Consider the following 23,083-nt stretch of genomic DNA (forward strand, 5'->3'; position numbering starts at 1 on the left):
CGGCCGCGGAGATCGGTTAGAGAAAGGGCCGCTGTTCGATGAAGGAGCCGTCGATGAAAGGGTGGCAGGCGGTGGCCGCGTGCCTGGAGGTCGTCACCATGCGGGCGGATCCCGGCGTGGAGACGGTTCCGCTCCGGCGGCTCGCCGAGCCGGAGACGGTCGTTCCACTGGTGCAACGGTTCGGGCGCGCCTATCCGGAGGGCGACCGGCGCGCGGTGGCCTCCATGTGGGTCAAATATTACTGCCGGATGGTCCTGTCCCCGCTGATCGCCTTTTCCCTGCGCGACCGCTCGGCCCTGCTGGAAGAGGAGAACGAGCCCGCGCTGATCCTGGCGGGACGGCTGCCCTACGGCCTTCTGCTGCCGCGGCTTCCCAGCCCGGGCCGGACGCTGGACGACATCTACGGAACCGGCCTTCGCGACCACATGGCCCCGGTCTTCGCCGCCCTGGCCGACGGCTTCGGCCTGTCGCCGCGCGTGTCCTGGGCCAACGCCGGGGTGATCGCCGATCATGTCCTCACCACCCTGGCCGAGGATCCGGAGCCGGACGACCCCGGTCTCGCCGCGCGGGCGCGGGAGGATCGGGCCGCCGTCATCGCCGCCCGGACCACCTCCTGGTTCCCGGACGGCAATCCCCTGTACGAGCCGGTGCGGACGGTGGAGGTGGCCTTGGACGGCCGGCTGGTCCGGCATCGTCAGCAGCGGGTCTGCTGCATCCGTGATCTCGTTCCGGGCATGCCGCTCTGCGGCAACTGCCCGAAGCTGAAGGGCGACGCGCTCGAAGCGGTGCTGAGGGGATGACGTCCTGCGTTCAGCGGCCCCGGCTCACCGGACTGCAGGAGTCCAGATGGCCCGCCGCGGCGATGGGAAGCTCGTCGTCGTAGCTTTCCTCGAAACGCAGGATCGTCTCGCCGCGGACGGTCAGGCAATGACGGGTCCTCGTCTCCACATGCTTGCCGGTGTTCAGGTTCACGGCCAGCACGCGGTTGCGCACATGGATCAGCTCGCCCTCCTCGGTCATCCCTTCCACCTCCCAGCGGATGAGCGCCCAGTCCTTCCCCAGGATCTCAAAGAAGCGCCGGACGCCCTCATGCCCCAGGAAGGTCCCCGCGATTGGCCGCAGGGCGGCGGTGGTGCTGTTCGACACCCAGACGACGTCCTCCGCCAAATGGGCGAAGAAACGCTCGGTCCGGCCGACCCCATAGTCTTCGTAGATCTTCGCCAGCCACGCCAGCGACGGGGCTGAAGCGGGCTCGGGGGCGGGCCTCATAACCTGTGTTCCCGTGCGCCATCCCCTGGCGCCCGTCGGGCGGCGGGAACGGCCGGGACAGGCCTGGGTTCGGCGGCCGGGCGGAAAAGAGGGATGTGCGGACCTGGCACGGGCTTCCTCCCGGAACCGTTGATTGGACATTTAATTATAATGCGTGCGATTGCGTTCCGCGACGGCACGATGGACATAAACCTGTCATAGGATCGCCGGCCAGCCGATGCCTTGCAGATTTGAAAGGCCGCCGGGTACGGGAAGTGGAAGGGCCGGTGGGCAGCCCCTCAGCCGCTCCGCCCCAGCCGCCGGAGCCCGACCCGCAGGTCCTGCTTGCGGAAGGGCTTGCGGACGATGGGAACCGCGGCGAAGTCGGCGGGTATGACGTCCCGTCCGTAGGCCGTGACGAACAGGAAGGGCAGGCCCCGGCGGCTCAGCTCCTCGGCGACCGGGAAGACGAAGCCGTCGGCCACCGACACGTCGAGCAGAGCGGCGTCCAGCTCCTCGGTCCGGGCGAGCGCCAGCCCTTCCTGCGCCGTGGTCACCGGCCCGACCAGCCGGTGGCCGAGTTCGCCCAGTATGTGCTCGACTTCCAGCGCGATCAGCCCGTCATCCTCCACCACCAGGATGCGCAGGGACTCCGCCGCCGCTCCGCGTTCCTCCAGGGCCGCTCTTCCGGGCCGCTCCGCCTCCGCCGCGGCGGACGCGATCAGGTGGACGGCCGGGACGCGGAGCCGGCACAGCAGCCCCTCCGGGCGCCACTCCTGCTCGACCTCCCCGTTCAGCTGGTGCCCGATGGTCTGCTGGATGACGGTGGAGCCGAAGCCTTCCCGGCTCGGCGGGGAGACCGGCGGGCCGCCGATCTCCTGCCAGGTCAGATGCAGGGAGCCGTCCCCGCGCTCCCGGCGCCAGCGCACGTCCACCAGCCCGCCGGGCGAGGACAGGGCTCCGTATTTCGTCGCGTTGGTCGCCAGCTCGTGCAGGGCCATGCCGATGGCCTGGGTCGCGTCGGCGGCGATACCCACCGCCTCGCCGTGCAATTGGACCCGCTCGGCTCCCTGCTCCTGGAAAGGCTCCAGCTCCTCGCGCACCAGCGTCCGCAGCTCGACCCCCGTCCAGCGGCTGAGCGACAGGGCCGTGTGGGCGCGAGCGAGCGCGCCCACACGGCCCTCGATCGCCTGGATGAAGGCCTCCCGGCTGTCCGCCTTGGTGAGGCGGAGCATCGCCTGCACGACGGCGAGCATGTTCTTGGCGCGGTGGTCCACCTCGCGGGCCAGCAGCGCCTGCCGCGCCTCGGCCTCCTTGCGCTCGGTGATGTCGAGCAGGACGCCGATGAGATATTGCGGGCGGCCCTGCGCGTCGCGCGCCAGCGACATGCGGTTGTTGACCCAGACGCTGCTCCCGTCCGGGCGCAGGAAGCGGCGTTCGGTGACGAAGGGCTCGCCCGTGCCGAACAGCCGGACGACATGGTCCCTGTTCGGCGGCAGGTCCTCGGGGTGCGCGAAGTCCAGGAGGTGGCGGCCGAGCAGCTCATCCACCGGCCGTCCCAGGATCTCGCAGGCCCGCTCGTTGGCCAGCACGATCCGCTCGGCCGAATCCGTCTGTACGATGCCGACGCTCGCCTGGTTGAAGATGGTGGTGAGCCGCTCCCGGCTTTCGCGCAGATCCTCCTCCGCCCGCCGCCGCTCCGTGGTGTCGACCACCAGCACGCAGATTCCGCGCACCTCGCCGTCCGGTCCGATGTCCGGAATGTACTGGGTGTCGGTGAAGCGCGGCTGCCCGTCCCGGTGCGGCAGGAATCCCTCGAACCGGACCGTCTCCCCGGCCAGGGCCGCCTCGATCCGGGGCGCGCGAGCCGCGTAGGCCTCTTCCCCGATGACCTCGGCCATGCTCCTGGCGCCGATGGCCTCCAGCGACCGGCCGAACCAGTCCTCATAGGCGCGGTTGACGAAGCGGTAGCGCCGGTCGCTGTCCACATAGGCGATCAGAACCGGCAGGCTGTCCGTCAGCAGGCGCAGCCGCTCCTCGCTCGCCCGGCGCGCGTCCTCGGCGAGGCGGCGGTCGTGGACGTCCTCGAGCGCGCCGTACCAGAGCAGGATCCGGCCGTTCCCGTCACGCCGCGGATAGGCGCGGGCGCGCATCCAGCGGTAGGCGCCCTCGACCACCCGGAGGCGGAACTCGATGTCGTAGGGCTCCCCGGTGCGCAGCGCCTGCCCCCACACCTCCGCCATCCGCCCATGGTCGGCGGGATGCAGGACGCGCAGCCATCCGTTCCCGAGCGCCTCCTCCTGCGCGACGCCCGTCAGCTTGCTCCAGCGCGGGCTGACCGAGGCGATCTGCCCGTCGGGCGTGGCGGTCCAGGGGATCTGCGGGTTGAGGTCGACCGTGTGGCGGAGATGCTCCTCGCTGTCCTTCAGCGCCTGCTCGGTCCGCCAGCGTTCAATGGCGATGGCGGCCCAGCGCAGCAGCACGTCGCGCTGCTCCATCTCCGCCGCCGATGGCGCGCCCGGCGCCTCCCGCCGGTAGACGGCGAAACAGCCCATGACCTCGCCCGTGCGCGGCGACAGCATCGGCTTGGACCAGCAGGCCTTGAGGCCGAGGGCGAGAAGCCGGTCACGGAATCCCGCCGTGAGCGGATCCGTCGCGATGTCGCTCACCACCACCGGTTCGCGCCGAACGCAGGCGGTGCCGCAGCCGCCGCTTCCCTCGGCGACCGGTTGCCCTTCCAGCACTTCGGCCAGTTCGGGCAGCCCCGGCACGGTGGCCGAGTGGAGCCGCCGCAGCACCGGGTCGAGCAGCATGACGCAGCAGACCGATCCCGGCAGGCTTTCATCGGTCAGGCGGCAGATGGCCGTCAGCACCTCGGGCAGCGGCGCACCCGCGGCGACCATCTCCAGCACGCGGCGCTCGCCGTCCTGCACCGGGCGTCCCGAAGCCACTCCGTCCTGCCGCAGAGACGGTCCTTGCCGCATCTCGCCTTCCGTCCCGCATGCCGCGCGGCCGCCTTCACCCGGCCGCCGGCCACCCCGATGTCAATGATATTTCATTAACCATAGATGCCCGCCCGGAGCAACGCCGATCCATGCGCGCTTGGCGCGGCACCCCGCCCGTGAACCTCCGTCCCCCTACCCTGTTGTCCTCCCGCCCGCCCGCGGACCCCGCGGACCGCATCGCCGACAAGAGGACCCGTGCCCATGGCCCAGATTCCCCGCGACTCCGCCCTGGACAGCACCCTGTCGCTGCTGTCCGAGGGCTACCGTTTCATTCCAGAGCGCTGCCGACGCTACCGTTCCGATCTCTTCGAAACGCGGCTGATGCTCCGCAGGGCCGTCTGCATCTCGGGCGAGGAGGCGGCGCGCCTCTTCTACGACACGGGCCGCTTCACCCGGAATGGCGCCATGCCCCAGACGACGCTGAGGCTGCTCCAGGACAAGGGCAGCGTGCAGACGCTGGACGGCGAGGCCCACCGGGTTCGCAAGCGGATGTTCCTGTCGCTGGTGGCGCCGGAGGCGCTCCGCCGCATGAGGGAGGTCTTCGCCGCGCAGTGGCGGAGCGCCATCCCCAAATGGCAGGACATGGGGGAGGCCGTGCTGTTCCCCGAGGCGCGGGAGATCCTCTGCCGCGGCGTCTGCGCCTGGGCCGGCCTGCCGCTCGGCGACGAGGAGGCCAGACAGCGCACGGCGGAGTTCGGCGCCATGATCGACGGCGCCGGGTCCGCCGGGCCGCGGGCATGGCGCGGTCTGCTGCTGCGGTCAAAGACGGAGCGCTGGGCCAGGGGCGTCATCGACCGGGTCCGCGCGGGCGACCTGAAGGCGCCGGAGGGCAGCGCCGTCCAGCTCATCGCCGCCCACCGCGACGCCGACGGCTCCCTCCTGGACCGCTCCACGGCAGCGGTGGAGCTGATCAACCTGCTGCGCCCGACCGTGGCCGTGGACCGCTATATCGTCTTCGCCGCCTTGGCGCTGCACGAGCATCCGGAATTCCGCGAGCAGCTGGCGTCCCCCGCCGCGACGGACGAGGACCGCGAGCGCTTCGTCCAGGAGGTCCGCCGCTTCTATCCCTTCTTCCCCTTCGTCGGCGGCCGGGTCACGCGAGGCTTCACCTGGAAGGGGCATGACTTCGCGGAAGGCGCCTGGGTCCTGCTCGACCTGCACGGCACCAACCACGACCCGAGGCTCTGGGAGGAGCCGGAGACCTTCCGGCCGGACCGCTTCCGCGCCTGGAACGGCAGCCCCTTCAACTTCATTCCCCAGGGGGCCGGCGACGTGGCCAAGGACCATCGCTGCCCGGGCGAGCGGCTGACCATCGAACTGGTCAAGGAAGCGGTGGCGCTGCTGACCGGGGCCATGCGCTACGAGGTTCCGGAACAGGACCTCACCATCGACCTGTCGCGGGTCCCGGCGATCCCCAAGAGCCGCTTCGTGATCCGGAACGTCCGGTCGGCCTGACCGCCGCGCGCCCCCCTTGCGCCGGCGCCCGCCGGGGCGGTACGCCGCTTGGATGGGCTCCCGGCTCATGAAGATCATGGTAAGTCCGGCGCGGCGGTCCCATGTCCGGGGGCGCCGGCCGCCGCTCGCGCGGCGGAACCGAACCATTGTCAGGGAGTGAGGGCGCCGATGTTCGACTGGATCACGGGCTTCGTGGAGCAGAGCGGTTACCCGGGCATCGCCCTGCTGATGTTCCTGGAGAACGTCTTCCCGCCGATCCCGTCCGAACTGATCATGCCGCTGGCCGGCTTCACGGCGGCGCAGGGGCAGCTCAACGTCGTGCTGGTGATCGTCGCCGGGACGATCGGCGCCATGGCCGGCGCGCTGATGTGGTATTACGCGGGCCGGATGCTCGGCGCCGACCGCGTGCGGAGCCTGGCGGAACGGCACGGCCGCTGGATGACCATCACCCCCGCCGAGGTGGACCAGGCGAGCGACTGGTTCCGCCGCCACGGTGCCAACGCGGTCTTCTTCGGGCGGCTGGCCCCGGCGGTGCGGACCCTGATCTCGGTTCCCGCGGGCATCGCGGGCATGAGCCTGCCCAAGTTCCTGCTCTACACCGGTGCCGGATCGGCGCTCTGGACGGCGCTTCTGACGGGTGCGGGCTATCTGCTGCGCGACCAGTACCAGCGGGTGGCCGGCTGGGTCGATCCGGTGTCGACGGGAATCGTGGTGCTGCTGGTCGCCTGGTACGTCTACCGGGTCGTCACCTTCAATTCACGGCAACACCCGAAGGAGTCGCGGCACTGACCGGCGGCTGTTACTTGCCGTTCCTCAGGGTCCAGAAACGCTCGCTCGCCTTGGTGGAGCGGCCGGCCTCCTCCGCGCAGGCGTAGTGCCAGGGGCGCTCCTCCGGGTCACCGGCCCAGCGGGGCTGGCCGGGAGCGATGGGTTTTCCGCAATGGCAGCAGACAGGCTCATTGAGGGATGTGGGGAGGCCGATGACCATGTGCCGAGCGATGCCTGTGTCAGACGGTTGATGTTATCGACTCGGAACGACAGCCGTCCCTAACCTATGTTAAGGGACGGCAGGCTTCTCCCCGCCGTCCCTTTTTTGGCGCGGCCGCCGCAGGACCTACGGCTTGGGCTGGGGCGGCGGCTTGGGCTTCGCCGAGGCCTTGTTCCCCTTGAAGGCGCTTTCCAGCCGGGACGGCCCGCGGACGAGCTGGAGGTAGTGGTCGTCGAACTGCCCGATGTTGGACAGCTCGCCCACATTGTTCACCGTGATGCGCTGGCCGTTGATCTCGATCAGCCCGCTGTCGCGCAGGCGCCGCAGCGTCCGGTTGATGTGCACGATGCTGAGCCCCATCGCGTCGGCCAGTATCTCCTGCGTGACGGGAAGCGTGAACAGCCCGTTCTCGACCATGTTGATGACGCTGAGGCGGCGCTGAAGCTCCACGATCAGATGCGCCATCCGCTCCAGCGCGGTGCGGCGGCCGAGGCTGAGCAGCCGCTCGGCGATGATCGCCTCCTCCCGCGCGGCCGACCAGGCGAAGGCGGCGGCCAGCCGCGGATAGCCACGGAAGATGTCCAGGATCTTCTCGGATGGGAAGCTCGCCACCTCGACCGGGGTCAGGGTCGTGATGCTGTGGTCGGCCGTCTCGAACAGGTTCGAGTAGATGCCGATGATGTCGCCCGGCAGCACGAAGTTGATCACCTGGCGCCGCCCGTCCGGCAGGGCCTTGTGGCGGATTGCCCAACCCCCGCGCATGACCCGCACGCTTCCGTAACGTTCGCCCTGCACGAGAAGGTCCGTCCGCGCGGGGTGGCGCGACACCGCCCGTTCCAGTTCGGCCAGAAACGCTTGTTCGTCGTCGGTCAGCTTGAGGTAACTGCTGAGCTTCAGCCTCAAAGGGCTTTCCGGCATCGTTCCCGCCGGGCCGCTGTTCATGATCCTCTTTGCCTTCCGTCTTGTAACACTCTTTCCGAAGCGCCGGAGCCAGGGCCGCGGCGGACTGTACGATTGAGCCTTTCAGCGGGCGGGTCTATAACATAGGTTAAGGCTTATGCAGTTTTTCATTGCTGTGGCGAAACGAGGCCGCGAGGTACCTGTTTATCGCTGAACCAAACGCGCATAGGCCGTTTGGCGGGCAGCAGAAAGGGCTAGACGAGACATGGCGGCGCAGGACGATGCGGCAGGGCGGGCCGCACTTTCGATCTGTGAGTCTCTGATGATTGCACTGGTTGAAAAAGGCATTCTTTCGTTGGAAGAGGCGCGCGGTGCCTTGGAAGACGCGGCGGCGGCACATCAGAACATCGATACGTTGAATGATCAGGCGGCCGTGCACCAGTCCGCCGGCCTGATCATCGAACGGCTTCTGACACAGATCGGGGCGGCGAAGCCGACCGACAATTTAGGTTAGGGGCGGAGGTCCGCCCCCGGAATCCCAAGGGCCAGCTTCTGCCTGAACCGGAGGCAAACTCTTTTCCCTTATCATAGGCAAAAGGGCATAGACCTCTGTTCGGGACAAGGTCTTCCGCCATCGGTGCGGGAACGCTGGTATTTATTCCAAATCCAAAACAATCGATGCGGCGCGGTGAGCCGTGCTGTCCCCGGCGGGAACACGTTTCCTCCGGCTGTCGCTCCGGACGTTGTTCCTTTTCCGTCCGTGCGCTCGACGATTTCCCGCTCGTCCTTTCACGCGCGCATTGAATTTTGGATGCAATGTCCATAATCTTCACCCCAGGCAGGCTGCCCGCTGGGGCGCCGCACGCATCCAAGCTCCAAAAGGAAACGCCCGCGATGGCCCAGGCATCCCCCGTCATCAAGCTGAACCCGCTCGACAACGTCGCGGTCGCCCGCGTGGCGCTGGCGGCGGGCACGGTGCTCCCGGAATTCGGGATCACGGTGGCCGAGGCGGTTCCGCAGGGGCACAAGGTCGCGCTGGCGGGCATCGCGGAGGGCGAGCCGGTCCGCAAGTACGGGCAGATCATCGGCTTCGCCAGTACCGGCATCGAGCCGGGCCGTCACGTCCACACGCAGAACCTCGCCATGCGCGACGTGGAGCAGGAGCATCATTTCGGCGTCGACGCGCGCGAGCCGGACTATGTGCCCGAGGCGCAGCGGGCACGCTTCATGGGCTACCGCCGGGCGTCGGGCAAGGTCGGCACGCGCAACTACATCGCCGTGATCTCGTCCGTGAACTGCTCGGCCACCGTGTCGAAGGCCGTGGCCGACCATTTCAACCGCCAGGGGGGGCTGGAGGGCCGGCGCAACATCGACGGCATCGTGGCGCTGACCCACGGCGGCGGCTGCGCCATCAACACCCAGACCGAGGGCTACCAGTATCTGACCCGGACCATCCGGGGCTACGCGATGAACCCGAACTTCGGCGGCGTGGTCATGATCGGGCTGGGCTGCGAGACCAACCAGATCTCGCTGATCAAGGAGATGTACGGCCTGCAGGAGACCCCGACCTTCCGGACCATGAACATCCAGGGCGTCGGCGGCACCCGCAAGACCATCGACGCGGCGAGCGCCGTCATCCGCGAGATGCTGGACGAGGTGGACGGTGCGCAGCGCACGTCGGAGCCCGTGTCGGAACTGACGCTGGCGCTGGAATGCGGCGGCTCCGACGGTTATTCGGGCATCTCCGCCAACCCGGCGCTGGGTTACGCGTCCGACCTGCTGGTCCGCCACGGCGGCACCGCCATCCTGTCGGAAACGCCGGAGATCTACGGCGCCGAGCATCTGCTGACCAGCCGCGCCGCCTCGCCCGAGGTCGCCCGCAAGCTGCTGGAGCGGATCGAGTGGTGGCGCGACTACGCAGAGCGCAACCGGGCCGAGCTGAACAACAACCCCTCCTACGGCAACAAGGCCGGTGGCCTGACCACCATCCTGGAGAAGTCGCTGGGCGCCGTCGCCAAGGGCGGCAACTCGCGCCTGAACGCCGTGTACGAATACGCCGAGCCGGTCCGTGAGAAGGGCTTCGTCTTCATGGACACGCCGGGCTACGACCCGGTGGCCGTGACCGGCCAGGTCGCCGGCGGCGCCAACATGATCTGCTTCACCACCGGCCGCGGCTCCACCTCCGGCTTCAAGCCCGCCCCCTGCATCAAGCTGGCGACCAACAACGCCATGTACGAGCACATGTCCGACGACATGGACGTGAACTGCGGCGGCATCGTCACCGGCGGGGAGACCATCGAGGAGTCCGGCCGCAAGATCTTCGACAAGATCGTCTCGGTCGCCTCCGGCGAACGGACGCTCAGCGAGCAGTACGACTACGGCAATAACGAGTTCGTGCCCTGGCAGGTCGGCGCGGTGATGTGAGGATGTGGAGGGCGCCGGCGAGGCGCCCTTGTTTCATGGATTAATGAAAGACATCCAGTTAACCGTCACCCCTGCGGAAGTGCATGGGCACGAATCTTGACGGCCGGCTGGCTGAAACAAGCTTCCAACCACTCTTCCACCGTCATCCCCGCGGACGCGGGGATCCAGAGTTTCCAACGGGTTCGCTTGCGAAGGACTGGATTCCCCCTTTCGCGGGGATGACGGAGGTTTTTGTTTTGCTCTGCTCTTCTTTTACTTAGCTTCGACTGATCCTGCGCGCGCCTCATCCCGCTTCCTTTATGTAGGGCAGGTCCAGCGGCGCCGTGACCGAGCGGGAGTAGCGGACGCGGTCCAGCACCTTGGTGCGGGCCTTGCGCAGGTGCGCCAGCGTCTCGCGGGCGACGGCGGCCTCGTCGCGCCGCATCATGGCATCGATGATGCGGCGGTGCTCGTCGAAGAAGGGCTCTTCATTGGGGAAGGCGATCTCGCGCCCCAGCAGGTGCTTGCCGAAGATCAGGATGCAGCGCGTGCGCTTCAGCGCCTCCACCAGCTCCGGGTTCGGGCAGTGGCCGAGGCAGCGGACGTGCAGGTCCAGCTCCAGCTCGTCCAGCGTCTCCGCCGGCAGCTTCGGGTAGAGACGCAGGGCCTCCGTCAGCCGGCCGCCGACCCGCTCCAACTCCTGGGGCGGGATGGACAGGGCGGCCTTGGACAGGGCGACGGGCTCCAGATGCTCGCGCAGCTCATAGAGGAAGGTGACGCGGCTCTCGTCGAGCGGGACGCTGTACCAGCGCGACCGCTCGTCCTTGGTGACGAGGCCATTGACCTGAGCCAGCATCAGCACGTCGTGCATCACCGTGCGGCTGACGCCATAGCGGCTGGCCAGTTCCTGCTCGTTGATGCGGAAGCGGCCGTAGAGCGAGCAGTGGATGAGTTCGCTCTCGACGGGATCGTAGACGCCCTCCCAGGCCCGCTCTTTCAGGCCGCCGCCCTCCCCTTCCTCCAGCCCCAGGGATGCGGCGGTGATGGGCGCGCGGATCACCGTGCCGTTGCCCGGCACGGGGTCGGGGCCGACGATGAAGCCGCGCCCGTCGAAGCGGCTGATCAGCCCCTGGGCATGGAGCTGCGCGAAGGCCTGCTTGATCGGAACGCGGCTTGACCCCACGAGGTTCGCCACATGCGTTTCCAGGAGCAGCTGCCCGCGGGGAAGCCGGCCCGAAAGGATGGCGTCGCGCAGGATCCTGCTGATCTTCGCGGTCAGGCCGGTCTTGCCGGCGGGGCTGGCCTTGTCGGCCGCGCTCGTGGTGTTCTGCTGGATCTTCGCCGTCGGCATCGTTCGTAGCGGACCTTCAAAGCCCCGGTCACGGCGGAGGACCGCGCCGGCCGGGGAAACGCGGGGTTGGTGCGAACAGCCTTCCGCCGACCTTATGCCATCCTTCGCGGGGCCGCGGGAGAGGTTCGGCGCAGCGCCGGCAGCCTCCCTTGGCGACACGGATTATTTTTGTCCCGGATCGAAAATGGCTATTGTCGGCAAAAATCAGTGATGTTAAGTGTTGCTCATCGCGGGCGCCGATGACAAGCACGTTCGCACCGAAACAAAGAAAAAATTTCCCGGGGCACCAACCCTAGCGGGATCAACGGCCAGGCGACTGTCCTTCCCGAAAGAAGAGACACAAAGAGACAGGGCTTTTGCCTGGCCGACGGAGGGACGGAAAACATCATCCGTTCTGCCGGATGCACCCGTTCGTCTGCTCTCGGCTCCATTCATGTCCACGAAACCATGATGGGGAGGCGTGGACGCAATCCGTTGGCGAATCATGGTGAGGGTCATGGCAAAAATAGTGGACGGCTATTTCTTCGCACTGAAAATCCTGATCGCGGCCTGCCTTGCGGCGATGGTGGTGCTGGTGTTCGGGAACGTGGTGCTGCGCTACGGCTTCAACAGCGGCATCACCGTGTCGGAGGAGCTGTCGCGGCTGTTCTTCGTCTGGCTGACCTTCCTGGGCGCCATCGTCGCCCTGCGCCAGCACGGCCATCTCGGCATGGACAGCCTCGTCGCCGCCCTGCCCAGGGCCGGCAAGACCCTCTGCTTCGCCGTCAGCCACGCCATCATGATCTACGTCACCTGGCTCCTCCTCCAGGGAAGCTGGGACCAGACCCTCATCAACCTCGACGTCGCCGCCCCCGCCACCGGCCTGTCCATGGGCTTGTTCTACGGCTCCGGCGTCGTCTTCGGCGTCTCCGCACTCGCAATTCTCGCCGTCAACCTCCTCCGCGCGCTGGCCGGACGGCTCAGCGACGGCGAACTCATCATGGTCAAGGACTCCGAGGAGCAGGCCGAGCTGGAGGGCGTCCAGCACGCCACCGCCGGCCGCACCCCGCCCGGCAAGGCCGCCTGACCCGACGCCCCAGGAGTACCCGTTCCATGACCATCACCGTCTTCCTGGGCTCGCTTCTCGGCGCCATGGCCATCGGCATGCCCATCGCTTTTGCCCTGCTGCTGTGCGGCGTGGCGCTGATGTTCCACCTCGACCTCTTCGACGCGCAGATCGTCGCCCAGAACGTCATCAACGGCGCCGACAGCTTCCCGCTCATGGCCGTGCCCTTCTTCATGCTCGCCGGCGAGATCATGAACGCCGGCGGCCTGTCCAAGCGCATCGTCACCGTCGCCATGACGCTCGTCGGCCACGTCAAGGGCGGGCTCGGCTACGTTGCCATCCTGGCCGCCTGCATCATGGCCAGCCTGTCCGGCTCGGCCGTCGCCGACGCTGCCGCGCTCTCGGCCCTGCTGGTGCCGATGATGGTGCGCGCCGGCCACGACAAGGCGCGCTCGGGCGGGCTGATCGCCGCGTCCGGCATCATCGCCCCGATCATTCCGCCGTCCATCGGCTTCATCATCTTCGGCGTGGCCGCCAACGTCTCCATCACCAAGCTGTTCCTGGCCGGCATCGTGCCGGGGCTGATGCTGGGCCTGGCACTGGTCGTGGCCTGGTGGCTGGTGGTGCGCGGCGAGAACGTGACGCCGCCGCCGCGTGCCTCCAGGGGCGACATCCTGCGGGCGGTGCTGGACGGCTTCTGGGCCTTGCTGCTGCCGGGGATCATCATCTTCGGGCTGAAGTTCGGCATCTTCACGCCGACGGAAGCGGCGGTGGTGGCGGCGGTCTACTCGCTGTTCGTGGCGACGGTGATCTACCGCGAGCTGCGGTTCGCGCAGCTGTTCGAGCTGTTCGTGACGGCGGCGACCACGACGGCGGTGGTGATGTTCCTGGTGGCCGCGGCGATGGTGTCGGCCTGGATGATCACGGTGGCGGACCTGCCGAGCCAGGTGTCGGAGCTTCTGGGGCCCTTCATGGACAGCCCGACGCTGCTGATGCTGGCGATCATGGCGCTGGTGGTGGTGGTGGGCACGGCGATGGACATGACGCCGACGATCCTGATCCTGACGCCGGTTCTGATGCCGGTGATCAAGGAGGCGGGCATCGACCCGATCTACTTCGGGGTGCTGTTCATCATCAACAACGCCATCGGGCTGATCACCCCGCCGGTGGGCACGGTGCTGAACGTGGTGGCGGGCGTGTCCAAGATCAGCATGGGCAGCCTGATCCGGGGCGTGTGGCCCTTCATGCTGGCCCAACTCATCGTGCTCGCCCTCCTCATCCTCTTCCCGTCCCTCGTCACCGTCCCGGCGCGCTGGTTCTACGGCTGAACCGGCTCCGGCAGCCGATGCCGATCAGAAATTCGCCAATCAAGAATTTAAAGGAACGCCTCATGAGCAAGATGATGAAGTCCGTCCTGACCGGGCTGCTGCTGGCCGGTTCGATGCTCGCCACCGGCACCGCCCTGGCGCAGAACATCCAGACCCGCAACTTCAAGGTCGCCTTCGTCCAGAACAACGACCATCCGCACGGCATCGGCGCGCAGAAGTTCGCCGACCTGCTGGCGGAGAAGAGCGGCGGCAAGATGAAGGCGAAGGCCTTCGGCGGCGGCCAGCTCGGCGGCGATGCCCAGGTCATTTCCTCACTCCAGGGCGGCGTGGTGGAGATGACCATGGTCAGCCCCGGCCTGCTCGCCGGCCAGATCAAGGAATTCTCGGTCTTCGACCTGCCCTTCGTCTTCAACAACTACCATGAGGTCGACGCCGTCATGGACGGCGAGATCGGCAAGAAGCTGCTGGCCACGCTGCCGGAAAAGGGCCTGATTGGCCTCGGCTACTGGGACCATGGTTTCCGCAACCTCACCAGCGCCGACCGCCCGCTCACCAAGATGGAGGACATCGCCGGCCTGAAGGTGCGCGTGATCCAGATCCCGATCTTCATCGACACCTTCGCGGCCCTCGGCGCCAACCCCGTGCCCCTGCCCTTCCCCGAGCTCTACACCGCGCTGGAGACGGGCACGGTGGACGGGCAGGAGAACCCCTTCGCCTCGATCGAGACCAGCAAGTTCTACGAGGTGCAGAAGCACGCGGCCACCACCAAGCACGTCTACAACCCGCTGGTCGCCGTCTTCAGCAAGAAGGTCTGGGACAAGCTGTCCGAGGACGAGCGCCGCATCGTCCAGGAGGCCGCGACCGAGGCCGGACTCTTCGAGCGCAAGGTGTCGCGCGAGGCGAACGAGAAGTCCATGCAGACCCTGCGCGGCCACGGCATGACCATCACCGAGCTGTCGGACGCGGAGATCGACCGCATGCGCCAGAAGGTGAAGCCGGTGACCGACAAGTACACCCAGAGCATCGGCCCGGAGTTCGTCCAGTCCATGCTGGACGAGATCCAGAAGGTGCGCGGCGCCAAGTAAGGCGCCCGGAAAAGGACGGTGAACCGTCCCCGCCGGAGGGCTAGCGCCCCGGCGGGGACGGCCGGCGGGGGAGCGGAGATCAGGATGAAACGGCGGCTTTACCAGGGAACCGACTTTCGGCGCGCCCAGAACATCGACGAGCTGCGCGCGGTCGCCCGCAGGCGCGTGCCGAACTTCTGCTTCGAGTATGTCGAAGGCGGCTCCGACGACGAGGTCACGCTGAAGCGCAACCGGTCGGTCTTCGAGGAGATCGCCTTCGTGCCGCGCACGCTGGTGGACGTCTCCAAGCGCAGCCAGACGATCGAGCTGTTCGGAAAGCCGTCCGCCGCCCCCTTCATGATCGGACCGACCGGCTTCAGCGGCCTCCTCACCCATGAGGGCGACCTGGCGCTGGCCCGCGCCGCCGCCGCCGCCGGCATCCCCTACGTGCTGAGCAACGCCTCCACCATGCGGCTGGAGGAGCTGGTGAGCCGCGCCGGCGGGCGCGTCTGGATGCAGCTCTATCTGTACCGCACGCGCGCCTTCGCCAAGGCGCTGGTGGAGCGGATGAAGGCGCTGGACATCGAGGCGCTGGTGGTGACCACTGACAGCGCGATCTTCGGCAACCGCGAATGGGACCGGCGCAACTACGCTCGGCCGCTGACCCTGACCCTGCGCAACAAGCTCGACGTGCTGATGCACCCGCGCTGGATCTTCGACGTGCTGGTGCCGCACGGCGTGCCGCATTTCGCCAACCTCGGCGACCTGCTGAAGCCCGGCCAGGACAGCGTGCGCGGGGCCGCCTCGGCCATCGCCGACGAGTTGGACGCCTCGCTGAACTGGGCCGACATCCGCTGGCTGCGCGACCTCTGGCCGGGCAAGCTGATCGTCAAGGGCGTCATGACGGTGGAGGACGCCGAGACCGCCGTGGCCTGCGGGGCCGACGGCATCGTGCTGTCCAACCATGGCGGCCGGCAGCTCGACGGCGCCATCTCCTCCATGGAGATCCTGCCGGAGGTGGCCGCCGCGGTCGGCGGCCGGCTGACGGTGATGCTCGACGGCGGCTTCCGCCGCGGCTCCGACATCGTGAAGGCGCGGGCGCTGGGTGCGGACGCCGTGCTGCTCGGCCGCGCCACCACCTATGGACTGGCGGCCGGCGGTGAGGCGGGCGTCGTGCGCGCCATCGACATCCTGAAGACCGAGGTGGACCGGGTCGTCGGGCTGCTGGGCTGCTCCGACCTGTCGCAGCTCGACACCAGCTATCTCCGCTGGCCGGGCCATCTGCCGGTGCCGGCTCCGCAGGGCAACCCGGCGGCCCGCGCACCGCGGATCGAACTCTCCAAACAAAAGGAAGCGCAATCATGAGCACGCCGTTGCGGGTCGGATTCATCGGCCTCGGCCTGATGGGGGCGGGGATCGCGGGGAACATCCTGCGCAAGGGCTTCCCCCTGACCGCGCTGGCCCACCGCAACCGCCAGCCGCTGGAAACGCTCCTCGCGGAGGGTGCCACGGAGGCGGCAAACGCTGCGGACCTCGCGCGCAACTCCGACGTGGTGATCGTCTGCGTCACCGGGACGCCGCAGGTGCGCGACGTGCTGTTCCGCGAGGGCGGCCTGCTGGAGGGCATGCATGAGGGGCTGGTCGTCATCGACAGCAGCACCAGCGACCCCGACTTCGCGGCGGAGGCCGAGGAGGCGATCCGCGCGCGCGGCGGCCGCTTCCTCGACTGCCCTGTCAACCGCACGCCGAAGGAGGCCGCCGAGGGCCGCCTGAACGTGCTGGCGGGCGGCGACGCGGCGGTGCTGGAGACGGTGCGCCCGGTGCTGGAGACCTATTCCGAAACGATCCACCATGTCGGCCCGCTGGGATCCGGCTACAAGGCGAAGCTGATCCACAACTTCATCGCCCAGGGCACGGCCGTGCTGATCGCCGAGGCCTTCTGCACGGCGGCCAAGCTCGGGCTCGACCTGCGGGCCTTCGCCGACCTCTGCCGCCTCAGCGGCGCGCACAGCCGTACCTACGACCGCATCATTCCCTTCGTTCTGGAGGGTGACGATTCCGGCCAGAAGTTCGCGCTGCGCAACGCGGTGAAGGACATGCGCTCCTACACCCGGCTCGCGGAATCGGCGGCCAGCACCGCCTTCACCGCCCAGGCGATCCACCAGACCTATCTGCTCGCCACCAACCTCGGCCACGGCGACAAGTACGTGCCGCACCTGTTCGACGTGCTGGGCGAGATCAACGGCGTGAAGGTGCGCGCCTCCTGAGGCGCGTTTTCCGGACGAACCAAGAAATGGGCCGGCGGACCGCGAGGGGCGCGCCGCCGGCGAATTCACTGATAAGCCCCGGGATTTGAGGAGTTGTAACGATGACGGCAGGCGCGCAGCCCCGCTTCCGCGGCGTGTTCCCGGTGGTCCCGACCATCTTCGACGAGCGTGGCGAGCTGGACCTCGACGGACAGAAGCGCTGCATCGACTTCATGATCGACGCCGGCTCCAACGGCCTGTGCATCCTTGCCAACTTCTCCGAGCAGTTCGTCCTCACCGACGACGAGCGCACGCTGCTCATCGACGCCATCCTGGAGCATGTGGCCGGGCGCGTGCCGGTCATCGTCACCACCACCCACTTCTCCTCCAAGGCCTGCGCCGAGCGCAGCCGCCGCGCCCAGCAGGCCGGGGCCGCCATGGTCATGATCATGCCGCCCTACCATGGCGCCACCATCCGCGTGCCCGAGCGCGGCATCTTTGACTTCTTCCGCATCGTCTCGGACGCCATCTCCATCCCCATCATGATCCAGGACGCACCCGTCAGCGGCACGTCCCTGTCCGCCCCCTTCCTGGCCCGCATGGCCAAGGAGGTCGAGCAGGTCTCCTACTTCAAGATCGAGGTGCCGGGTGCCGCCTCCAAGCTGCGCGAGCTGATCGAACTGGGCGGCAGCGACATCGAGGGGCCGTGGGATGGCGAGGAGGCCATCACCCTGCTGCCCGACCTGGACGCCGGCGCCACCGGCGCCATGACCGGCGGCGGCTATCCCGACGGCATCCGCCAGATCCTCGACCCCTACCAGGCCGGACGGCGCGAGGAGGCGGTGGAGGCCTACGGCCGCTGGCTGCCGCTGATCAACTACGAGAACCGCCAGTCCGGCCTGATCGCCGCCAAGGCGCTGATGAAGGAGGGCGGCGTCATCGCGTCGGACGCGGTTCGCCACCCCTTGCTGCCCATGCACCCGCAGACCCGCGCCGGCCTGATCGAGACCGCCCGCCGCCTCGACCCGCTCGTCCTGCGCTGGGCGCGCTGAGCCGCTGCCGAAAACAAGGAGAACGCGACCATGACGACCATCACCGGCGAGATGCTGATCGGCGCCACCGCCCTGCGCGGCACCGAGACCGAGTTCCACGCGGTCAATCCCGCGACCGGCGAGACGCTGGAGCCGGCCTTCGGCGGCGGCGGCGAGGCCGAGGTGAACCGCGCCTGCGAGCTGGCCTGGGCCGCCTTCGACAGCTACCGCGAGACCAGCCCCGACGACCGCGCCCGCTTCCTGGAAACCGCCGCGCAGAAGATCCTGGACCTTGGCGACGAACTGGTCGAGCGCGCCTCGGCCGAGAGCGGCCTGCCGCGCGCCCGCATCGAGGGCGAGCGCGCCCGCACGGTCGGCCAGCTGCGCCTCTTCGCCGAGGTGCTGCGCGAGGGCAACTGGGTGGAGGCGCGCTTCGATACGCCGCTGCCCGAGCGCAAGCCGCTGCCCCGCGCCGACCTGCGCCAGCGTCACATCGCCGTCGGCCCGGTCGCCGTCTTCGGCGCCAGCAACTTCCCGCTCGCCTTCTCCGTCGCCGGCGGCGACACGGCCTCGGCTCTGGCCGCCGGCTGCCCGGTGGTGGTGAAGGCGCACTCCGCCCACCCCGGCACCTCGGAGCTGGTCGGGCGCGCCGTGCAGGCGGCGGTGAAGGAATGCGGGCTGCCGGAGGGCGTCTTCTCCATGCTGTTCGGCTCGGGCAGCCGCATCGGCACGACGCTGGTCGCGCACCGGCACATCAAGTCGGTGGGCTTCACCGGCTCGCGCCGGGGCGGCACCGCGCTGATGGAGGTGGCGGCGTCGCGCCGCGAGCCGATCCCGGTCTATGCCGAGATGAGCAGCATCAACCCCTTCTTCGTCATGCCGGCGGCACTGGCGAGCCGCGCCGAGGCCATCGGCAAGGGATTCATCGCCTCGCTCGCCATGGGTGCCGGGCAGTTCTGCACCAACCCCGGCCTCGTGCTGGTGGTGGACGGGCCGGGGCTGGACGAGTTCCTCACATCGGCCACCACCGCGCTGGGCGCCACGCCCGCGGCGACGATGCTGACGCCGGGCATCCACGCCGCCTACTCCGCCGGTCTGGAGAAGCTCGCCGCCAACCCGAAGGTGACGGAGCTGGGTCGTGGTGCGGCCTGCAACGGCCCGCACCAGTGCCAGGCGGCGGTGTTCGTGACGGATGCCGAAAGCTTCCTGTCGGACCCGAGCCTTGAGGAAGAGAATTTCGGCTCCTCCTCGCTGGTCATCCGCTGCCCGGACATATCGTCGATGCGCCGCGTGGCCGAGCATCTGGAAGGGCAGCTCACCGCGACCGTTCACATGGAGGAGGCGGACACCGAAGAGGTGCGCGCGCTGCTTCCGACGCTGGAGCGCCGGGCGGGCCGCATCCTGGTGAACGGCTACCCGACGGGTGTCGAGGTCGGCCACGCCATGGTGCATGGCGGCCCCTACCCGGCCACCTCGGACAGCCGCACCACCTCGGTCGGCACGCTGGCGATCCGCCGCTTCCTGCGCCCGGTCTGCTACCAGGACCTGCCCCAGACGCTCCTGCCCGAGGCCCTGCGCGACGGCAACCCGCTGAAGCTCTGGCGCCTCGTGGACGGAAAACTCGTGGACGGGAAGCTCTCCCGCGACTGAGCCGGGCGGCCTGGACGTAAAAAAGGGGCGGAGCCGGGATGCCGGCTCCGCCCCTTTTTCCGTTTCTGAACCCGGCATGGGAAACGCGACGATCCCGTGCGACGTTGGAGCGTCTTGACCGAAAGGCGTAGATACCGGACCTTGCGCGGCATGCGGCGATTTCGATCAGAGCGGACGGTGTGGCAACGGGCGGTTCTGACCGTCCTGGCCGCCTATGCCCTGATCATCCAGGCCTACTGGGCGGGCGTGATGCCCTTGCGCATGGCGTCGGGCGACCACATGCGCCCGGCCCATCACGCCGTGATGGCCCAGGAAGATGGAGACCATGGCGGCGCCCATGACGGCCACGGCACCGTCGCACAAAGCCTCCTCTGCCATGGCATGGAAGCGCCGCCCCCGGCGGAGCCGCACACGCCGGCCGGCAAGCACGCCAATCTCTGCTGCACGCTGTTCTGCCGGGGCGGGTTCGTCGGCGGCGATCCCTTCATCCTTCCCGACCTGCCGAGCCTGCGGGTGCCCGTGGGCACGCGGGATCGGACGGCCCCGCCACGCGTCGAAACCCTCGCCTGGATCCCGTTGAAGACGTCGGGCGGCGCACGCGCGCCGCCGGTTCTGGCCTGATTCCCTCCTCCACATCCCCTTTCATTCGATAGCGCCGGCCCCGCAGCGGTTCTCGCAGAACCCTTGCGCGGGGCCGCGCGCGTGGAGTCGGACCATGACCGTGTCTTCGCTTTCCCGAGCGCCCGCCCGACCGGCGGCGGGCGCGTCGGACCTGTACCGCGCCGTGTGGCGCTGGCATTTCTACGCGGGGCTGATCGCCCTACCCTTCCTGATCCTGCTCGCCGTCACCGGGGCGCTGTACCTGTTCCATGGCGAGATCGACGGCTTCATCCACCGCGACGTGAAGTCGGTCGAGGCACAGGCCTCCACCCCGCTCCCGCCGAGTCGCATCGTGGAGGCCGCCCTGGCCGCGCGCCCGGGCACCCTGACCAAATACCTGCCGCCCGCCAGCCCCTCGGCCTCCGCCGAGGTCGGCGTCCGCACGCCGGACGGCAAGCTGTCCGTCTTCGTGAACCCCTATGACGGGCGGGTGCTGGGCGAGATTTCGGACAAGGGGACCTTCATCGGGGTGGTCCGCCAGCTTCACAGCCTGTCCTATTTCGGGACGGTGGCGAGCGGCGCGATCGAGATCGTCGGCGGCTGGACCATCCTTCTGGTCGGAACCGGCGTCTATCTGTGGTGGCCCCGCAACCGGGGCGGCGGCGTGGTGTCGGTGCGCGGCAGCCCCCGGCAGCGCGTCTTCTGGCGCGACCTGCACGCCGTCACCGGCGCCCTCGTCGGATTCTTCATCCTGTTCCTGGCGGTCACCGGCATGCCCTGGTCGGGCTTCTGGGGAGGCTACGTGAACGAGTGGGCCAACGGCAGCAACTTCGGCTATCCGTCCGGCGTGCGGGTGGAGGTCCCCATGTCGGACCAGCGCCTGAGCAGCACCGCCCCAACGAGCTGGTCCCTGGAACAGGCGCAAATGCCGCAATCCGGCGGCCATCACGGCCCGGAACACGCCATGCCGGGCCATGAGGCCGGCCCCGGGGGCGGCGCCATCGGGCTGGACGAGGCCGTCGCCATCTTCGACCGGCTCGGGCTGGCGAAGGGCTACACGGTGAACCCGCCCGGCGGGCCGACGGGCGTCTACACCGGGTCCGCCTATCCGGGCGACCTGGCGCGGCAGCGGGTGGTCCATCTCGACCAGTATTCCGGCAAGCCGCTGATCGACATGAGCTACGCGGATTACGGGCCGCTCGGCAAATCCCTGGAATGGGGCATCAACGTCCATATGGGGCAGGAGTTCGGGCTGGCGAACCAGCTCTTCCTGCTGGCCGTCTGCGCCGCCATCGTCCTGCTGTCGGTCTCGGCCGCCGTCATGTGGTGGAAGCGCCGACCGAGCGGCAGCCTCGGCGTGCCGCCGCTGCCCTCGGACCGGCGGGCCTTGCGCGGGGTGGTCGCCATTCTGGCGGTCGGCGGGATCCTCTTCCCGCTGGTGGGCGCGTCGCTGCTCGTCATGCTCGCCGTGGACCGGCTGTTCCTGTGGAAGCGGCAGCACCTGCAAACGGCCTGACGGCGGACCGGGCCGGCGCCCCGACAGGGGGTGCCGGCCCGGGAAAAAGCTCATTTGCAAATTTGCTGGCTGACAAAACAATACGGCCGCCCATTTTTCTGTTCGGTCGACAGTGGATTGACAGGTTGTTGACAGGTTCGACAGCTAACGTCCGCCGCATGCGACGGGCCGCCCGCCGGACGGGCGCCCCACAACGACAGCAAACGGCTCATCCGGTACGTGCCAGCGAGCACGCGCCCCAAGGGCCGGACCGAACTCTGTGGAGGAACACGCCATGGCCACCCGCAACACCGGTTTCCTCAAGGGGCTGCTCGCCGCCGCCACGGTCGCGGCCGGCGCCCTTGCCGCCACCCCCTCGCTGGCCGAGCTGAAGGGGCTGGAGATCATCGCCCCGGCCAGCCCCGGCGGCGGCTGGGACCAGCACGCCCGCACGCTCCAGCAGGTTCTCCAGAACCAGAAGCTGGCGTCGGGCATCCAGGTCGTGAACATCCCCGGCGCCGGCGGCACCATCGGCCTCGCCCAGTTCGTGACGGCCAAGAAGCGCTCGCCCTCGCTGCTGGTCGGCGGCCAGATCATGCAGGGCGCCATCCTCACCAACAAGTCGCCGGTCACGCTGGACCAGGTCACCCCGCTGGCGCGGCTGACGGGCGAATACACCGCCTTGGTCGTGCCCGCTGATTCGCCGTTGAAGTCGCTGAAGGACCTGCTCGACAAGTTCAAGGCCGAGCCGGGCTCGGTGTCCTGGGGCGGCGGTTCGGCGGGCGGCAGCGACCAGATCCTGTCCGGCCTGATCGCCAAGGAACTCGGTGTCAGCCCGACCAAGATCAACTACGTCGCCACGGCCGGCGGCGGCGAGCTGCTGTCGCAGATCCTGGGCGGCCACATCACCGTGGCGATGGGCGGCTACAACGAGTTCGCCCCGCAGTTCGAGGCCGGCAAGCTGCGCCCCATCGCGGTCTCGGCACCCGAGCGGCTGCCCGGCACCGAGACGCCGACCCTGAAGGAGCAGGGCGTCAACCTGGAGTTCGTGAACTGGCGCGGCGTCTTCGCCCAGGGCAACCTGAAGCCGGCGGAGAAGAAGGAGCTGTCCGAGGCGGTCGGCAAGGCCGTGGCGAGCGACGAGTGGAAGCAGCTCGTCAAGCAGCGTGGCTGGATCGACCTCTACCAGCCGACCGAGCAGTTCACCGCCTTCCTCAAGCAGGAGCGCCCGCAGATCGAGGGCACCCTGAAGGAACTCGGCCTGGTTCAGTGAC

General features: G+C 68.7%; 20 protein-coding genes. 15 read left to right on the plus strand and 5 right to left on the minus strand.

Annotated elements, in window-relative coordinates; all coding sequences use genetic code 11:
* Positions 1-53 precede the first annotated feature (53 nt).
* The gene (gene fhuF, locus JUB11_RS24980) at positions 54-800 is read left to right on the plus strand and encodes a siderophore-iron reductase FhuF (RefSeq protein WP_207461504.1); all 747 of its coding nucleotides are present in this window, start codon (positions 54-56) and stop codon (positions 798-800) included.
* 10 nt (positions 801-810) lie between these two features.
* Here the strand turns inward: fhuF and JUB11_RS24985 are convergent, their stop codons facing one another.
* Both JUB11_RS24985 and JUB11_RS24990 read right to left on the minus strand, forming a co-directional pair.
* The gene (locus JUB11_RS24985) at positions 811-1,269 is read right to left on the minus strand and encodes a nuclear transport factor 2 family protein (protein WP_207461505.1); all 459 of its coding nucleotides are present in this window, start codon (positions 1,267-1,269) and stop codon (positions 811-813) included.
* A gap of 278 nt (positions 1,270-1,547) precedes the next feature.
* Positions 1,548-4,199 (minus strand): PAS domain S-box protein, encoded by a 2,652-nt coding sequence (locus tag JUB11_RS24990; RefSeq protein WP_207461506.1) that lies wholly within the window; start codon positions 4,197-4,199, stop codon positions 1,548-1,550.
* 255 nt (positions 4,200-4,454) lie between these two features.
* Between JUB11_RS24990 and JUB11_RS24995 the strand changes: the two genes are divergently transcribed.
* Positions 4,455-5,708 carry a cytochrome P450 gene (locus JUB11_RS24995; RefSeq protein ID WP_207461507.1) on the plus strand — a complete coding sequence of 418 codons (1,254 nt, stop codon included), beginning with the start codon at positions 4,455-4,457 and terminating at the stop codon, positions 5,706-5,708.
* 168 nt (positions 5,709-5,876) lie between these two features.
* Positions 5,877-6,497, plus strand: a complete 621-nt coding sequence (locus tag JUB11_RS25000; protein ID WP_207461508.1) for a DedA family protein — start codon at positions 5,877-5,879, stop codon at positions 6,495-6,497.
* A gap of 10 nt (positions 6,498-6,507) precedes the next feature.
* Here JUB11_RS25000 and JUB11_RS25005 read toward each other — a convergent pair whose 3' ends face one another.
* Together JUB11_RS25005 and JUB11_RS25010 are read right to left on the minus strand one after the other, a co-directional pair.
* The gene (locus JUB11_RS25005; protein WP_207461509.1) at positions 6,508-6,696 is read right to left on the minus strand and encodes a hypothetical protein; all 189 of its coding nucleotides are present in this window, start codon (positions 6,694-6,696) and stop codon (positions 6,508-6,510) included.
* 126 nt (positions 6,697-6,822) lie between these two features.
* Complete coding sequence (locus JUB11_RS25010; protein WP_207461510.1) at positions 6,823-7,638, minus strand: Crp/Fnr family transcriptional regulator; 816 nt, start codon at positions 7,636-7,638, stop codon at positions 6,823-6,825.
* Positions 7,639-7,861: 223 nt separating this feature from the next.
* Between JUB11_RS25010 and JUB11_RS25015 the strand changes: the two genes are divergently transcribed.
* Together JUB11_RS25015 and JUB11_RS25020 are read left to right on the plus strand one after the other, a co-directional pair.
* Positions 7,862-8,110 (plus strand): hypothetical protein, encoded by a 249-nt coding sequence (locus JUB11_RS25015; RefSeq protein WP_207461511.1) that lies wholly within the window; start codon positions 7,862-7,864, stop codon positions 8,108-8,110.
* Positions 8,111-8,490: 380 nt separating this feature from the next.
* Complete coding sequence (locus JUB11_RS25020; RefSeq protein ID WP_207461512.1) at positions 8,491-10,020, plus strand: altronate dehydratase family protein; 1,530 nt, start codon at positions 8,491-8,493, stop codon at positions 10,018-10,020.
* Positions 10,021-10,303: 283 nt separating this feature from the next.
* Here JUB11_RS25020 and JUB11_RS25025 read toward each other — a convergent pair whose 3' ends face one another.
* Entirely contained in the window at positions 10,304-11,350 is a 1,047-nt protein-coding gene (locus tag JUB11_RS25025; protein ID WP_207461513.1) for a GntR family transcriptional regulator, read from the minus strand.
* Positions 11,351-11,846: 496 nt separating this feature from the next.
* Between JUB11_RS25025 and JUB11_RS25030 the strand changes: the two genes are divergently transcribed.
* The 10 genes from JUB11_RS25030 (at position 11,847) to JUB11_RS25075 (ending at position 23,082) form a co-directional block, all read left to right on the plus strand.
* Entirely contained in the window at positions 11,847-12,416 is a 570-nt protein-coding gene (locus JUB11_RS25030) for a TRAP transporter small permease (RefSeq protein WP_207461514.1), read from the plus strand.
* Between the two features lie 26 nt (positions 12,417-12,442).
* On the plus strand, positions 12,443-13,723 hold the full coding sequence (locus JUB11_RS25035; RefSeq protein ID WP_207461515.1) for a TRAP transporter large permease subunit: 1,281 nt from the start codon (positions 12,443-12,445) through the stop codon (positions 13,721-13,723).
* 62 nt (positions 13,724-13,785) lie between these two features.
* On the plus strand, positions 13,786-14,808 hold the full coding sequence (locus JUB11_RS25040) for a TRAP transporter substrate-binding protein (RefSeq protein WP_207461516.1): 1,023 nt from the start codon (positions 13,786-13,788) through the stop codon (positions 14,806-14,808).
* 84 nt (positions 14,809-14,892) lie between these two features.
* Positions 14,893-16,152 carry an alpha-hydroxy acid oxidase gene (locus JUB11_RS25045; protein WP_207461517.1) on the plus strand — a complete coding sequence of 420 codons (1,260 nt, stop codon included), beginning with the start codon at positions 14,893-14,895 and terminating at the stop codon, positions 16,150-16,152.
* Complete coding sequence (locus tag JUB11_RS25050) at positions 16,149-17,054, plus strand: NAD(P)-dependent oxidoreductase (RefSeq protein ID WP_207461518.1); 906 nt, start codon at positions 16,149-16,151, stop codon at positions 17,052-17,054. The genes JUB11_RS25045 and JUB11_RS25050 overlap by 4 nt, the downstream gene beginning before the upstream one ends.
* A 101-nt stretch (positions 17,055-17,155) precedes the next feature.
* Complete coding sequence (locus JUB11_RS25055) at positions 17,156-18,085, plus strand: dihydrodipicolinate synthase family protein (RefSeq protein ID WP_207461519.1); 930 nt, start codon at positions 17,156-17,158, stop codon at positions 18,083-18,085.
* A 30-nt stretch (positions 18,086-18,115) separates the two neighbouring features.
* Complete coding sequence (locus JUB11_RS25060; RefSeq protein ID WP_207461520.1) at positions 18,116-19,714, plus strand: aldehyde dehydrogenase (NADP(+)); 1,599 nt, start codon at positions 18,116-18,118, stop codon at positions 19,712-19,714.
* A gap of 177 nt (positions 19,715-19,891) precedes the next feature.
* Positions 19,892-20,335 (plus strand): hypothetical protein, encoded by a 444-nt coding sequence (locus JUB11_RS25065; RefSeq protein WP_207461521.1) that lies wholly within the window; start codon positions 19,892-19,894, stop codon positions 20,333-20,335.
* Positions 20,336-20,429: 94 nt separating this feature from the next.
* Entirely contained in the window at positions 20,430-21,830 is a 1,401-nt protein-coding gene (locus tag JUB11_RS25070; protein WP_207461522.1) for a PepSY domain-containing protein, read from the plus strand.
* A 274-nt stretch (positions 21,831-22,104) separates the two neighbouring features.
* The gene (locus JUB11_RS25075; RefSeq protein ID WP_207461523.1) at positions 22,105-23,082 is read left to right on the plus strand and encodes a tripartite tricarboxylate transporter substrate-binding protein; all 978 of its coding nucleotides are present in this window, start codon (positions 22,105-22,107) and stop codon (positions 23,080-23,082) included.
* Position 23,083 lies beyond the last annotated feature (1 nt).

Source organism: Azospirillum sp. SYSU D00513 (assembly GCF_017356015.1).
Taxonomy (GTDB): Bacteria; Pseudomonadota; Alphaproteobacteria; order Azospirillales; family Azospirillaceae; genus Azospirillum.